This window comes from Bradyrhizobium sp. 62B (assembly GCF_030272265.2).
GTDB lineage: Bacteria > Pseudomonadota > Alphaproteobacteria > Rhizobiales > Xanthobacteraceae > Bradyrhizobium.
In genome coordinates this window covers 1,797,182-1,810,897 of sequence record NZ_CP092841.2, presented here as the reverse complement: position 1 = coordinate 1,810,897, position 13,716 = coordinate 1,797,182, and the positions used below count along the sequence as shown (strand labels likewise).

The window sequence follows — 13,716 nt, the reverse complement described above, 5'->3', positions numbered from 1 at the left end:
AATGCGGTCGGGGCCTTTAGGGCCCCGACATACGCCCGTTCAGCGGTGGGCTGTAGCCCGGATGGAGCGCAGTGAAATCGGGGCTGCGGACTCACGCCGAGCGCGCGAGCCGCTTCTCGAAACGCCATTGATCGACGGGAAAAGGCCCAATCGACGTCTCCGACATCATGACGAAGGTGCCGACGTTGTCCCAGCCGCTCTTTTCGTAGAATCGCGCGGCACGCATGTTGCCGACCGCGCATGCGAGCCACGCCAGTTCGACACCCCGCGCCGCGAGGCGTTTCTCGGCGTCCGCGATCAGTGCGGCAGCCACCCCCGTCCCGTGGGCAGCCTGCGACACGAAGAGCTGATACAATTCGTCAGACTTGATCGCGCAGAAGCCCGAGGGCGCGCCGACCGGGCCCACGACATTGATGGTGTCGAGCATGGCTGCGAGCCGATCACGAAAGTTCGGCAACGTGCGGAGGCGGACAAGATCAGGCGGTGCGAGCAAGGCGTGCGAGCCGTGCCAGGTGTCGTGCCACACCTGCGCGAGGTGATCGATCTCGGCGGGGTCGGCGGGACGCACCTGCATAGTGGTGGCTCCAAGAGATCGTCGTAGCCCCGAGCTATATCCCTACCCTGCCCGCGCCTTGCTCCAGTCCGGGCCGACCGGGCCCGACACGCCCTCGAAGGCGCCGTCGACGAGCTCGAACACCAGGATGCGGGCGGCATCGACCGGGCCCGGCATGGTGACGCGGCCCTTGGGGACCTGCTTGAAGCCGACGCGGCTGTAATATGGCTCGTCGCCGACCAGCAGCACGATGGAATGGCCCTTGGCCTTCGCGTCCTTCAGCGCGCGCTCCATCAACTGCCGGCCGATACCGCGATCGCGGAATGGCGGCTCGACGGTGAGCGGCCCGAGCAGCAAGGCCGGCGTCTCGCCGACCAGCACCGGCAGCTGCCTGACCGAGCCGACCAGCAGCGTGCCGATGCGGGCGGTGAACGACAATTCGAGCAGATGATCGACGTGCTCGCGGATCCGATAGGCGCTGAGCACGAAGCGGCCGGGGCCGAACGTACGTTCGTGGAGCCGTTCGATCGCCTGGGCGTCGCCGGCAGCTTCGGGAAGGATGGTCAGTGAGAGATCGGTCATGTCGGCATGCGTCTTCGAGCGAAGAAGTCCCAATTCGCGTTCGGAAAACGCGTCAATGTCACAAGCGGGATAACATCTCGGCGGGCCGCGGTCCATCGGCCTCGTGGGCGATGGACCCCCGAACCGGGCCGCGGGTGAGGACGGCCGCGAACAGCAGCGTCCAGAGCGACTGCATCAGGATCGGAATGACATAGTACGGCGTGAAGACCGGATGCGTGGCAAAGAAAGCCAGGTTCAGCACGAGATTGCCGGCAACCAGCAGCGCGAGCTTCCTGACGCCGGGATGGCCCGCGAAGCGCCACAACAGCACGGTCGACGCGCAGGCGATCACGATCAGCGGAAACTGCGTGTCGCGGAAATAGGCCAGCAGCACTTCGGGATCGAGGCGCGGCGGCGCGGTATCCTGACCGCCATAGGCCGAGACCAGGGGATGGCCCGAATTGACGAGGTTCGCCGCGAACACCGGCAACAGCCCCACCAGGAACGCGAGGCCCAATGCGAGCCCTGCCGCAAAGGTCTCGCGGCTGCGCCAGATCAGGAAGGACAATCCGAAGGACAGGAAATAGCCCGCGGACAGAACGACGTTTGCAATCCTGAAGCTCGCGGACAGGCCGAGCAGAATGCCGATGGCTGCGATCATCAGCAGCCGGCGCCGGCCCTCTTCGACGAACAGCCTCGCCGTGAGCAGGCCCGTCAATGCACAGACGACCATCGTCGGCGCCATCGAATAGCTCGCCTTGGTCGGATTGATCATGAAATAGATCGAGAGCGCGCCGAACAATGCGGCAAGCGTCAACGCGCCCCTCTCGCGCGCCCGCCACACGCCGTAAAGCGCAAGAGCTACGACGATCGAATTCGCCAGCACGTAGAGCGGAACGACCTGGAACCCTTCCGGGAACAGCGCCAGCACGAACCCGGTGCCGGGCGGCGGCGTCATCACGCTCTTGCTGCCGTCGGCCGTCAGCGTGTGGCACGGCGCCCGGGTCCGATCGTTCCAGTCCGGATAACCGATACTGCGCAATTTGCTGGCGAGATAACCGTCGGTTTCGCGGGCGAGACTGGTGTCGAGCCCGTGCCATCCGAAGCGCTGGAACAGATGCGCCTGCCTGAGATAGCAGATGTCGTCATAGACGCCGCGGCTCTCGCTCCAATGCGAGATCAAGCGAATATTGCTGGCCAGAATTGCCAGAAACAAAATCGAGACAAGGACTTTTGCAGCTCTCATGGAGGTCTGCCGGGCGGCCCGGCGCAGCTGGGGAAAAGGCAGGCCGCCTGTACAGGAAAAGCATCGGCAAGTATAGCAAGGTGGGGGATCTAGGAGGTGAGGCTGACGTGGCCGAGTTGGGCATGGATATGGGCTTGGATTCGGGTGCGGCATCGAATTCAACCGACGCGTGCCACGACGGTGCCGCCGCACCGCGCGTCCTGCTCGTCATCCCCTGCTTCAACGAAGAAGCCTCGATCGGAAATCTCCTCGGAGAGATCGCCGCGACCGGCCGCCGCTATCACACCCTGGTCGTCGACGACGGCTCGTCCGACGCAACCAGCGCGGTCGCAGCTTGCCGCTCACCGGTCGCCCGTCTCGCGCACAATCTCGGCATCGGCGGCGCAGTGCAGACCGGCATCAAATACGCGGCGCGTCAGGATTTCGATTTCTGCATCCAGATCGACGGCGACGGCCAGCACGATCCGCGCGCCATCGAGACGCTGCTGAACGCCTATCGCAAAGACCCCGCCAACATCACCATCGGAAGCCGCTTCATCGACAATGCCGGCTTCTGCTCGACGCGCATGCGGCGCGCGGGCATCAAGCTGATCGTGCTGGCGCTCAACAGCCTGTTCTCCGGCGGACGCATCACCGATCCGACCAGCGGCATGCGGCTGCTCGACCGCTCCGCCATCGCCTTCTTCGCGAAGGCCTATCCTGCGGATTTCCCCGAGCCGATCTCACTGGCCTGGGCGATGCGCGCCGGCCTCACGGTCAACGAGGTCCCGGTCGAGATGCGGGCGCGCGAAACCGGCGTCAGCTCGATCGACGGGCTGAAATCGGCGAGCTACATGATCCGCGTCCTCGGCTACATCCTGCTCGCGCGCCTGGTGAGATCGCCATGACGCGCTGTTCCACATCGTCCTGCCACTTCACCAGCTCGTCGACCATCCCGAGGGGACCGCGATGACAAACGTTCTTCCCAGCACAGAGACGGTCATCGTCATCTCCGTCTTCGCACTGATCTACATGCTGATGCTGCTGAAGAAGACGCTGCGAGGCAGATTGGATCTCTACGATTTCCTGATGCTGTCCATGGTGGCGATCATCCCGGCGGCGTTCGCCTTGTTTCCGAGCATCGCCTATCTCGTCAGCCATTTGACCGGCGTCGTATTTCCATTCGTGGTGATGTTCGGCGCCCTGTTCCTGGTGGTCTTCGCATTCATGCACAACATGACGGCGCGGCTGCACAGGCTGGAACGGCAGAACTGCGCGCTGATTCAGGAGCAGAGCCTGCTTGCGCTGGAGCTGCAGGCAAAAAAGAGCGGCCGGTCCGACGGTTGAATCGTTCGCCCGCCAGATCACCTCACCGCCAGATCACCTTACCGCCACGTCGCAATCAGGGGCTTGCCATCCAGCACTTCCGCAATGCGCAGCCGCGTGCCGACCGTGGTCCCCTCGGGCAGCGCATTGATCGGGAAGAACCCGCATTCGACGATCTCGCGATTGGGCTCGGGGACGCGGTCCTGCCGGAAATGCCTGACCACATAGACTGCGACGTGATCGCGGCGGGAGACGTGGCTGTTGAGGAAGATGCCATGCAGCTCGGCAGCACCGGTGAGGTCGATTTCGCCCTCCTCCTTGAGCTCGCGCCGCATCGCCTGTTCCATGGTCTCGCCGAGATCGACGCCGCCGCCCGGCAAATGCCAGCCGCTGACATAGCTGTGCCGGACCAGGAACACACGGTTCTCGGCATCCAGCACCACGGCGCGGACGCCGAGCGTCATGCCGCGGACGATCAGGAAATAGGCGTGGAAGAATCGCCGCAGCAGCGGCTCGGCTTTCCGTCGGACACGGTTCAGACGTTCTCCCATCAGGCTTCCTCGACGCCGCGGTTCAGGCTCTGCTTGCGCGTTCCTTGCGACCTTGCCATTACAGCGGAGCAATAGCGAGGCAATCGCGCCCCATGGCTCCCAACACGATGTCTCCCAACACGATGGCTCCCTTCACGCTCGCCCATCTGTCCGATCCGCATCTGGCGCCCCTGCCGAAACCGCGGCTGATCGAGCTCGCGGGCAAGCGCGCGTTCGGCTACGTCAACTGGACGCGCAACCGCCACAAGTACCAGCGCCGCGAGGTGCTCGACGCGCTGGTCGCCGACATGAAGGCGCAGGCACCCGACCACATCGCAGTGACCGGCGACCTCGTCAACCTCGCGCTCGAAGCCGAGTTCGCGCCGGCTCGCGCCTGGCTCGACGAGGTCGGCCCGCCCGACCGCGTCACGACGATTCCCGGCAATCACGACGCCTATGTGCGCGCGACCTTCCACCGCTTCGGCGAGACCTTCGCCCCCTATCTCTCGGGCGACGACGGCCGCATCGGCTTTCCCTCGGTGCGCCGGCGTGGGCCGCTCGCGCTGATCAGCCTGTCCACGGCGGTGCCGACGCTGCCGCTGATGGCAACGGGCACGCTCGGACGCAATCAGCTTGCAGCCCTCGAAGCGCTGCTCGATCGCCTCGCGGCCGAGGACGTCTTTCGCGTGCTGCTGGTGCATCATCCGCTGAAATCCGACGCGCGCCAGAAGCGGATGACGGACGCAGCCGCGCTGCTGGCGCTGCTCAAGCGCCACGGCGTCGAGCTGATCCTGCACGGGCACGACCACATTCATTCGACGATGTGGTTCGAAGGCCCCAACGGCAACATTCCCGCGCTCGGCGTGCCCTCAGCCTCCGCGCTCGCGCACGGGCGCTACCCGGCGGCGGCGTATAATCTGCTCAGAATCGAGAAGGACAATGCCGGCTGGCGCTGCGAGCAGACGGTGCGCGGGCTTGGGGCCGGTTTTCAGGTCGGGCAGATCAAGCATGTGAGGCTGATCTAGCTCGCTATCATCCCGGCGCAGGCGCAGCATGAGCTACTGTGCTCAATTGCGCACCTGAGAATCCATCGGGCCGCAGTGCGTGGCGATGAATGGATTCTGGGTTCGCGCTTCGCGCGCCCCGGAATGACGTGAAGAAAATTCACCAGCTCCGCAACGCCGCCACTACGGCAAGCCCGAACAGCGCGGCGGCGCCGAGCACGAATCCGAACACGAACGGCCAGAGGCGCGAGCGACGCGGCGGCGGCTCGGCCACCGGCATGGGTTCGGGCGGGACCACCATGGCCCGCTCGCGCTCGACCATGCGGCGCGCGACATAGTCGGTGACGGCCTCGACGATTGCCCCGGTGTCGTGCGATTCGGCGAGCACGATGCGGCCGAAGCGGGTGTCCTGCACGAAGCGGTACATCCGCTTGTCTCGTCCCATCACGATGTGGGCGACGACGTCGATCCACAGCCGCGGCGTGTCGCCCTGGCTGACGCCGCGGTCGAACAGGTCGATCTGGTCGGGCACCTGTGCGAACAGCGGGTCGAGCGCATCATTGAGGATTTCGAGCCGCGCCACCTCGGCGTCCCTGAGATCGACGACGACGCCGGTCCGGTCCGCGGCCTCGATCCGCGCACGCAGCAGCGCATCGCGCAGCCGCACCGGGCGCGGCTGGCCGGGAGGGGTCCCGCTGGTCTCGGGCTCTGACATGGTCGGCCTCGTCCTCGACTTATCCCTATTAACCTATCAGCAACCACACCCTCAGCAAAGGCCCACAATTCCAGATACTTACGGCGCCCACAGCCGGCTCACCTGTGCCAAAAACAGACGATCCCACCCAGGCAGAGCCTGGATGGGACCATCCGTCCTTGGACGTCTTCTTAAGTGAGGGCGATCAGGCCGAGACCCGCGAGGGCTCTTCCACGATCGAGAAGCGGACGCCGGCCTTGTGGCGGCTCTCTTCCGAGACTTCCTTCCAGCAGTCCTCCGCTTCCTTGCGGGTCTTGAACGGACCCTTGACCTGGGCGGAGCCCTCCACGAGCTTGTGGAAGTTCATCGAGCCGAACTCGCCGCCGATCACCCAGAAATTGCTGCCTTTGGTCATTGTCAGTCTCCTGTCCAATAGCGTGCTGCGTTAGCCGAACTGGTTCATCGTGTTGTGGGCGCCGCCCGCCTTCAGGGCAGCCTCGCCGGCGAAGTACTCCTTGTGGTCGTCGCCGATGTCGGAGCCGGCCATGTTCTGGTGCTTCACGCAGGCGATGCCCTGACGGATCTCGGCGCGCTGGACGTTCTTGACGTAGCCCAGCATGCCCTGCTCGCCGAAATACTCGCGAGCGAGATTGTCGGTCGAGAGCGCCGCCGTGTGATAGGTCGGCAACGTGATTAGGTGGTGGAAGATGCCGGCGCGCTTGGCCGAATCCGCCTGGAAGGTACGGATGCGCTCGTCGGCTTCCTTGCCCAGCGGCGTATCGTCGTACTCCGCCTTCATCAGCTCGGCACGGTTGTACTTGCTGACGTCCTGACCCGCTTCCTTCATCGCGTCGTAGACCTGCCAACGGAAATTGAGCGTCCAGTTGAACGACGGCGAGTTGTTGTAGGCAAGCTTCGCGTTCGGCACCACCTTGCGGATGCGATCGACCATGCTGGCGATCTGCTCGATATGCGGCTTCTCGGTCTCGATCCAGAGCAGGTCGGCGCCGTTCTGCAGCGAGGTGATGCAGTCGAGCACGCAGCGGTCCGCACCGGTGCCGGGACGGAACTGGTAGAGGTTCGAAGGCAGGCGCTTCGGACGCATCATCTTGCCGTCGCGGTTGATGATGACGTCGCCGTTGCGAGCGTTCTCCGCAGTGATCTCCTCGCAATCGAGGAAGCTGTTGTACTGGTCGCCGAGGTCGCCGGGCTTGTGGCTGACGGCGATCTGCTGCGTCAGGCCGGCGCCGAGCGAGTCGGTGCGGGTCACGACGATGCCGTCTTCGACGCCGAGCTCGAGGAAGGCGTGGCGGCAGGCGCGGATCTTCGCCAGGAAGACCTCGTGCGGCACGGTGACCTTGCCGTCCTGATGGCCGCACTGCTTCTCGTCCGAGACCTGGTTCTCGATCTGCAGCGCGCAGGCGCCCGCCTCGATCATCTTCTTGGCGAGCAGATAGGTCGCTTCCGCGTTGCCGAAGCCGGCATCGATGTCGGCGATGACGGGCACGACGTGGGTCTGGAAGTTGTCGATCTTCGCGATCAGCTCCTTCTCACGGGTCGTGTCACCTTCCTTGCGCGCCTTGTCGAGCAGGCGGAAGATGTCGTTGAGCTCACGGGAGTCCGCCTGACGCAGGAAGGTGTAGAGCTCCTCGATCAGCGCCGGCACCGAGGTCTTCTCGTGCATCGACTGGTCGGGCAGCGGACCGAACTCGGAGCGCAGCGCCGCGATCATCCAGCCGGAGAGGTACAGATAGGTGCGATCGGTCTTGCCGCCGAAGTGCTTCTTGACCGAGATCAGCTTCTGCTGGGCGATGAAGCCGTGCCAGCAGCCCAGCGACTGGGTGTATTTGGTGGGGTCCTTGTCATAGGCCGCCATGTCGGCCCGCATCAGCGCCGCGGTGTAGCGGGCGACGTCGAGGCCGGTCTTGAAGCGGTTCTGCAGGCGCATGCGGGCGACGGCCTCGGCCGACACGCCGTTCCAGGTGGGCTGGGTCTCGAGGAGCGCCTGGGCCGCCTTGACCTCGTCCTGATACGAGGACGGGCCCTGGAGGGTGCTGATGCCGCGCGGCTGGTAGTTCATGTGCCTAATCCCTTTGCTGGCGATGGCGATGGCGGGCCATCGACATTCTTGACAGTGCATTGCGATATGCGTGTCAGAAGCTAAACGCGAAAACGGAAACTTCGTATAGATGGCTTGTTTTTTATTGGTGATGTCATGTAACATCAGAACATGTAATAGATGTTATTTTGTAAAGATTGTAAAATAATAGGTCAGCAAGCCTGTCCTTGTACGACCCTGGAGATCCGAGACATGCCCGCCAGTTCCGGCAAGAAACTCTTCGTCGGCCCCCGCTTCCGGAGAATCCGGCAGCAATTGGGGCTGTCGCAGACCCAGATTGCCGAGGGGCTCGGGATCTCGCCGAGCTATGTCAATTTGATCGAGCGAAACCAGCGCCCGGTGACAGCGCAGATATTGCTGCGGCTGGCCGAGACCTATGACCTCGATCTGCGCGACCTCGCCACCGCCGACGAGGATCGCTTCTTCGCCGAGCTCAACGAGATCTTCTCCGATCCCCTGTTCCGCCAGATCGACGTACCCAAGCAGGAGCTGCGCGACCTCGCCGAGCTCTGCCCCGGCGTCACCCATGCGCTGCAGCGGCTCTATGCGGCCTATACCGAGGCCCGCCAGGGCGAGACGCTGGCCGCAGCGCAAATGGCCGACCGCGACGTCGGCACGCGCTACGAAGCCAACCCGGTCGAGCGGGTGCGCGAGCTGATCGAGGCCAACCGCAACTATTTTCCGGAGCTGGAGCAGGCCGCCGAGACGTTGCGAGATGAACTGAACGTGCCGGCCGAAGGACTCTATGCGGCGCTGGCCGCCCGGCTGCGGGAAAAGCATTCGATCCAGACCCGCGTCATGCCGGTCGACGTGATGCGCGAGACGCTGCGGCGTTTCGATCGCCACCGCCGCCAGCTCCTGATCTCCGAGCTGGTCGACCCGCCCGGCCGCGCCTTTCAGCTCGCCTTCCAGCTTGGCTTAGGGGAATGCGCGCAGGCCCTGGAGAGCATCATCGGCCGTGCCGGACCGCTCGACGACGCGCCGCGCCGCCTGTTCCGCATCACGCTCGGCAATTACTTTGCGGCGGCGGTGATGATGCCCTATCCGGCGTTCCTCGCCGCCGCCGAAGCGTTGAACTACGACATCCACGTGCTGGCGCAGCGCTTCAATTCCGGCTTCGAGCAGGTCTGCCACCGGCTCACCACTTTGCAGCGGCCGAACGCGCGCGGCATCCCGTTCTTCCTGCTGCGCGTCGACAATGCCGGCAACGTCTCCAAGCGCTTCTCGTCCGGCACCTTCCCGTTCTCGAAGTTCGGCGGCACCTGTCCCCTGTGGAACGTGCATTCGACCTTCGACACGCCGGATCGCCTGCTCAAGCAGGTGATCGAGCTGTCCGACGGCACGCGCTATTTCTCGATCGCGCAGATGGTGCGCCGCCCGGTCGCGCCGCACCCGCTGCCGCAACCGCGCTTCGCCATCGGCCTCGGCTGCGAGATCCGCCATGCCGCGCGCCTCACCTATGCCGCCGGCATGGACCTCGAGAAGACCGAGGGCACGCCGATCGGCGTCAATTGTCGTCTCTGCGAGCGCGAAAACTGCGCCCAGCGCGCCGAGCCGCCGATCACGCGCACGCTGATTCTGGACGAGACGACGCGGCGGGTGTCGAGTTTTGCGTTCTCGAATGCGCGGGAGTTGTGAGGGAGATGCAGGTCTCGTGTCCCGGACGCGCTGCAGCGTGCAACGCTGCTGCGCAGAGCCGGGACCCGACGAGCCACGCATGCCGCGCCGTGTGGGCCCGGCTCTGCAGCGCACCGCACCGGACGATGCTTCGCATCGCCGGGGGCGCTGCGCGGCGTCCGGGGCACGAGACTGCAGCACCTCACGCCAGCGTATGCACGATCACGGGGCCCGCGGCGGCGCTCGCATGCCCCGCCAGCAGCGGGCCGAGATCCTTTTCGATCCAGGCGATCGCGCGCCGGTTCGCTTCCTCGGCCTGCTCGAACTTGTCGAAGATCGAGATCGCGGTGACCGTGTCGTCGCCGGCATAGACGACGTAATAGGCGCGGAAGCCGTCGACGTCGCTGATGATCGGAACGGCGCCGTCCTTGATCCGGCGCGCCAGCTCTTCCGCACTCCCGCTTTTCGCCTTGGCCTGACGGATGGCGGCATACATGGCATCCTCCCTTCCGGCTCGTGATGAGGGCTTGTTGCCCGGAACGATGTTACGCCGAAGCGCCCCGCCAATCCATGCTTGGTTAACCCTGCCCTAATCCGCTGCGGCGTTCTGCAACCAACGGTTAAGCACGCCTCAACATCGGTGCCTTAGTCTCGCCCCACTCACTTTTCGCAAACAACGGTGACCTATTGTGCCGGGCGAAGTGACATCAGGGGGTTCATCATGCGCATTGCGTTGCTGCTGACTGCAACCATCGTCGGCGCGCTCTTCGCCGGTCCGTCCCATGCCGGATCGCTCGATGCCGATGCAGCACAGCCGCTGCCGCCGGGCTTCCAGAGCTACCGCGGCTACATGTTCGACCTGTCGGAGAATTCCGACCGCAAGGACGTCGACAAGCTCACCGACAATCTGAAGCAGCAGATCGACCTCGTCGAAGGCGCCGGCCTGTCGCCGCGCGTGCTGCGCTTCTTCCATACGGTGCCGATCGTCGCGAGCGAGCTCGCCTGCCTCGACGAAGGCGCCGCGACCGCGTGCTACGGCCGGGTCACGCCGGACATCCGCCGCACCGCGCCGCGGACGCTCACGGTGTGGGATCCGGACAAGCAGCGCTGGACCAATCCGAACGCCGTCGACCTCGCGGTCGATTCGGGGCTCGGCGTGATCATGCTGCGCCCGGACATGATGCGCTACGAAAAGGAGGCCGTGCTGCTGCACGAGCTGCTTCACGCCTATCATGCGCGGCTGCTGCCGGACGGCTATTCCAACAAGGGCGTGATCGCCTACTACGCCCTGGCCAAGTCCAAGGACCTGCTGCCCAAGGACTCCTATGCGATGAAGAATCCCATGGAGTTCTTCGCGGTGACCGCCAGCATCTTCCTGGCCGGAAAGAGCGAATTCCACGACCCGAAGTCGCGCGAGACGCTCAAGGAGAAGATGCCGGACTATTACAAATATCTGGTCGGCGTGTTCGGATTCGACCCCGAGCCGGCGGCAGCGAACGGTCCGGTTGCCTCGCTGAAATAAGGCACCCCGCCGAAACATTGGAAAAGCCGCGCGCCATGCGCGGCTTTTTTGGTTTTGACCGGCCAGAAGCTGCGGATGACACCCGGCCGGGAATTGCCAAGGCGGGGCCCGATCTGCATAGTCCCGCCCGCATCGATACCTGATTTCAAGAGGATAGAACAACATGGCGGACGCCGACCTGGATGTCGTGATCCGGCAACTGGCCAGACAGCTGCATACGGGCCTGATGACCCGCGCCAAGGAGCGGCGGGATCGCTTCAACGGCCTTGCGGCCAAGGCCAAGAGCAAGGAGACCGCCGAGCGCTTCAAGATGATGGCCAAGGCCACTCTGGAGCAGGCCACCGCTGCCGCCAAGCGCCTCCAGATGTCCGCCGACAACGTCGCCGACAGCTACGCGCGGTCGATGCGGATCGCCGCCAGCACGCCGGTTGCGGTGAAGGTGGAGAAGAAGGCGAAGGACGAGAAGCCGGCGAAGAAGGCTGCCAAGGCGAAGAAGGCCAAAGCCAAGAAGGCGAAGTAAGCGCTGGAATTCTTCCCTTCTCCCTTGTGGGAGAAGGAGGCGGCCATGGGCCGCCGTTCTGAGGAACGCCGAAGCAAAGCTTCGGCTATGGCGCCGGATGAGGGGTTGCCTCCGCAAACTCAACGCAAGAGATTCACGCGCGGAGAGATACCCCTCACCGGTCTTGCCGCTACGCGGCGAGCCACCCTCTCCCACAAAGGGGGAGAGGGTACAGAGAGCAAGATCCACAAGAATTCTATCGCCTCGGCACGGACGCCTGCGCCGGCTCGGCGCTCGCGAGTTCGGCGAGCTTGGCGCGGGCGGCTTCGCGCGCGCGGCCGTCCTTGCCTGATGGCAGCGCCAGCGCCGCCTCGAAATCGGCGCGCGCGTCGTCGGCCTGGCCGCGGGCGAGGAACGCGAGGCCCCGGTCGAGGCGGGCCTCGGCATTGCTGGGATCGAGGCGGACCGCCGTGTTGTAGCTCAGGATGGCGCGATCGAGATCGCCAGTGGCGGCGAGCGCGAGGCCGCGCTGGTGATAGGGCGCAGCGAGCTTGGGATCATGCGCGATCGCCTCGTCATAATCGGCGATGGCGAGCTCGAGGTCACCGTTCTGGCGGCGCGCGAGCGCGCGGTCGCGATAGAGCGCAGCGCGGTTGGGATTGAGGTGAATCGCCTCGTCAAAATCGGCGATCGCCCGCCTGAAGTCGCCATGACGAAGCGCGATCCGTCCGCGCCCTTCATAGGCAAAGGCGATCAGCGAGCCGCGCAGCGGCGAGAAGCCGATCACCGCCGAGCAGATGTCGGGATCGTCCTCATCGCCGCAATTGACGACCATGTGCGTGGACAGGCCCAAGAGCACGCAAAGGACGATCAGCAATGGTATGGCAAACCTGGTCATCTTCGACGGTGACCGGCGGTGGGCCGGCCACGCATCCCCTTTCGAAGAAAGCATCACCCGCGCCTGTTAGCACCCGATCAGGCGATCCTGTGTGCGCCAGGTCACAAAACCGGCCTCGATCCGGGCCGGCTCCGTCAGCCCCAAGGGCCACGTGATGACGAGCGCCCCCACGGGCTCGCCGGCGGATAGTTCTCGTTGGCGCCGACCGACGGCGCGCCCCGCGTGCCGAGCTCGGCCGCCAGCTGCTGGAGCGCAGCGATGCGGTTCTGCGTCGAGGGATGGGTGGCGAACAGATTGTCCACGCCATGGCCCGACAGCGGGTTGATGATGAACATGTGCGCGGTCGCCGGGTTTCGCTCGGCCTCGTAATTCGGCACCTGATGCGCGGCACCCTCGATCTTGACCAGCGCGGAGGCCAGCCACATCGGTTGTCCCGCGATGCGCGCACCGAGATTGTCCGCGGCGTATTCGCGGGTACGGCTGATCGCCATCTGCACCAGCATGGCACCGAGCGGAGCGAGGATCATCATCAGGATCGAGCCGACGATGCCGAGACCATTGTTGTTCTCGCGATTGCCGCCGAAGAACATGCCGAACTGCGCAAGCATGGAGATCGCGCCGGCGATGGTCGCAGTGATCGTCATCAACAGCGTGTCGTGATTTTTGATATGGGCGAGCTCGTGCGCGATCACGCCGGCGAGCTCCTCGCGGCTGAGCTGGCGCATCAGACCCGTGGTGACGGCGACCGCGGCATTCTCCGGGTTTCGCCCGGTCGCGAACGCGTTGGGCTGCACCTCGTCCATCAGGAACACGCGCGGCATCGGCAAGCCGGCCCGACCGGCGAGCTCGGCGACGAGCCCGACCAGCTCCGGCGCGGTCGAACGGTCGACCTCATGGGCGCCGTACATCGAGAGCACCATGCGGTCGGAGTTCCAGTAGGTGAAGAGATTGGTCGCCGCAGCAATGACGAGCGCGATCATGGCGCCCGAGGCACCGCCGATCAGATAGCCGACGCCCATGAACAGGGCAGTCAGGCCTGCAAGCAGCATTGCGGTACGAAGATAGTTCATGGCCGTCTCCTAGGCCGGCCGCGGGCAAACCTTCGGCCGCCGCTCCAGAACTATGAATGCCGCCAGATCGCGCAAGGTCGTGCGTCGCCCGGCCGCAG

At 64.9% G+C, this 13,716-nt stretch carries 16 protein-coding genes; 6 read left to right on the top strand and 10 right to left on the bottom strand.

From position 1 onward, the window contains the following. Positions 1-91 precede the first annotated feature (91 nt). Genes ML401_RS08565 through ML401_RS08555 form a run of 3 tightly spaced genes read right to left on the bottom strand, consistent with a single transcriptional unit; the run spans position 92 to position 2,360 of the window. Positions 92-574, bottom strand: a complete 483-nt coding sequence (locus ML401_RS08565) for a GNAT family N-acetyltransferase (protein WP_285811402.1) — start codon at positions 572-574, stop codon at positions 92-94. Between the two features lie 42 nt (positions 575-616). Continuing rightward, positions 617-1,135 carry a GNAT family N-acetyltransferase gene (locus ML401_RS08560; protein WP_194406574.1) on the bottom strand — a complete coding sequence of 173 codons (519 nt, stop codon included), beginning with the start codon at positions 1,133-1,135 and terminating at the stop codon, positions 617-619. Between the two features lie 58 nt (positions 1,136-1,193). After that, positions 1,194-2,360, bottom strand: coding sequence for a hypothetical protein (locus ML401_RS08555; RefSeq protein ID WP_285811401.1), 1,167 nt, complete (start codon positions 2,358-2,360; stop codon positions 1,194-1,196). A gap of 122 nt (positions 2,361-2,482) precedes the next feature. Between ML401_RS08555 and ML401_RS08550 the strand changes: the two genes are divergently transcribed. Both ML401_RS08550 and ML401_RS08545 read left to right on the top strand, forming a co-directional pair. Continuing rightward, positions 2,483-3,247 (top strand): glycosyltransferase family 2 protein, encoded by a 765-nt coding sequence (locus tag ML401_RS08550; protein WP_285811400.1) that lies wholly within the window; start codon positions 2,483-2,485, stop codon positions 3,245-3,247. A gap of 61 nt (positions 3,248-3,308) precedes the next feature. Next, positions 3,309-3,686: a DUF2304 domain-containing protein gene (locus ML401_RS08545; RefSeq protein WP_212065617.1), complete on the top strand. Its 378-nt coding sequence runs from the start codon at positions 3,309-3,311 to the stop codon at positions 3,684-3,686. A 38-nt stretch (positions 3,687-3,724) separates the two neighbouring features. Here the strand turns inward: ML401_RS08545 and ML401_RS08540 are convergent, their stop codons facing one another. Further along, positions 3,725-4,216 carry an NUDIX domain-containing protein gene (locus ML401_RS08540; RefSeq protein ID WP_285811398.1) on the bottom strand — a complete coding sequence of 164 codons (492 nt, stop codon included), beginning with the start codon at positions 4,214-4,216 and terminating at the stop codon, positions 3,725-3,727. Positions 4,217-4,338: 122 nt separating this feature from the next. On the opposite strand from ML401_RS08540, the gene ML401_RS08535 reads away from it, so the two are divergent. Continuing rightward, positions 4,339-5,220 carry a metallophosphoesterase gene (locus tag ML401_RS08535; protein ID WP_285812645.1) on the top strand — a complete coding sequence of 294 codons (882 nt, stop codon included), beginning with the start codon at positions 4,339-4,341 and terminating at the stop codon, positions 5,218-5,220. Positions 5,221-5,359: 139 nt separating this feature from the next. Here ML401_RS08535 and ML401_RS08530 read toward each other — a convergent pair whose 3' ends face one another. From ML401_RS08530 to ML401_RS08520, 3 genes are all read right to left on the bottom strand, one after another. After that, positions 5,360-5,914: a hypothetical protein gene (locus ML401_RS08530; RefSeq protein ID WP_194406570.1), complete on the bottom strand. Its 555-nt coding sequence runs from the start codon at positions 5,912-5,914 to the stop codon at positions 5,360-5,362. A 184-nt stretch (positions 5,915-6,098) separates the two neighbouring features. Next, positions 6,099-6,308 (bottom strand): hypothetical protein, encoded by a 210-nt coding sequence (locus ML401_RS08525; protein WP_028134831.1) that lies wholly within the window; start codon positions 6,306-6,308, stop codon positions 6,099-6,101. A 30-nt stretch (positions 6,309-6,338) separates the two neighbouring features. After that, complete coding sequence (locus ML401_RS08520; protein WP_194406569.1) at positions 6,339-7,973, bottom strand: isocitrate lyase; 1,635 nt, start codon at positions 7,971-7,973, stop codon at positions 6,339-6,341. Between the two features lie 231 nt (positions 7,974-8,204). Here ML401_RS08520 and ML401_RS08515 point away from each other — a divergent pair, with 231 nt between their 5' ends. Beyond that, positions 8,205-9,650 carry a short-chain fatty acyl-CoA regulator family protein gene (locus tag ML401_RS08515; protein ID WP_194406568.1) on the top strand — a complete coding sequence of 482 codons (1,446 nt, stop codon included), beginning with the start codon at positions 8,205-8,207 and terminating at the stop codon, positions 9,648-9,650. Positions 9,651-9,831: 181 nt separating this feature from the next. Here ML401_RS08515 and ML401_RS08510 read toward each other — a convergent pair whose 3' ends face one another. Beyond that, a complete protein-coding gene (locus tag ML401_RS08510) occupies positions 9,832-10,125 on the bottom strand; it encodes an antibiotic biosynthesis monooxygenase (protein ID WP_014497428.1) in 294 nt (97 codons plus the stop codon). A gap of 225 nt (positions 10,126-10,350) precedes the next feature. Here ML401_RS08510 and ML401_RS08505 point away from each other — a divergent pair, with 225 nt between their 5' ends. Together ML401_RS08505 and ML401_RS08500 are read left to right on the top strand one after the other, a co-directional pair. Next, entirely contained in the window at positions 10,351-11,151 is an 801-nt protein-coding gene (locus ML401_RS08505) for a hypothetical protein (RefSeq protein WP_285811369.1), read from the top strand. Positions 11,152-11,314: 163 nt separating this feature from the next. Then, positions 11,315-11,671 (top strand): hypothetical protein, encoded by a 357-nt coding sequence (locus ML401_RS08500; RefSeq protein ID WP_194406566.1) that lies wholly within the window; start codon positions 11,315-11,317, stop codon positions 11,669-11,671. A gap of 235 nt (positions 11,672-11,906) precedes the next feature. Here ML401_RS08500 and ML401_RS08495 read toward each other — a convergent pair whose 3' ends face one another. Together ML401_RS08495 and htpX are read right to left on the bottom strand one after the other, a co-directional pair. After that, the gene (locus tag ML401_RS08495; protein ID WP_194406565.1) at positions 11,907-12,548 is read right to left on the bottom strand and encodes a tetratricopeptide repeat protein; all 642 of its coding nucleotides are present in this window, start codon (positions 12,546-12,548) and stop codon (positions 11,907-11,909) included. Between the two features lie 134 nt (positions 12,549-12,682). Continuing rightward, a complete protein-coding gene (gene htpX / locus ML401_RS08490; protein WP_259218815.1) occupies positions 12,683-13,618 on the bottom strand; it encodes a zinc metalloprotease HtpX in 936 nt (311 codons plus the stop codon). Positions 13,619-13,716 lie beyond the last annotated feature (98 nt).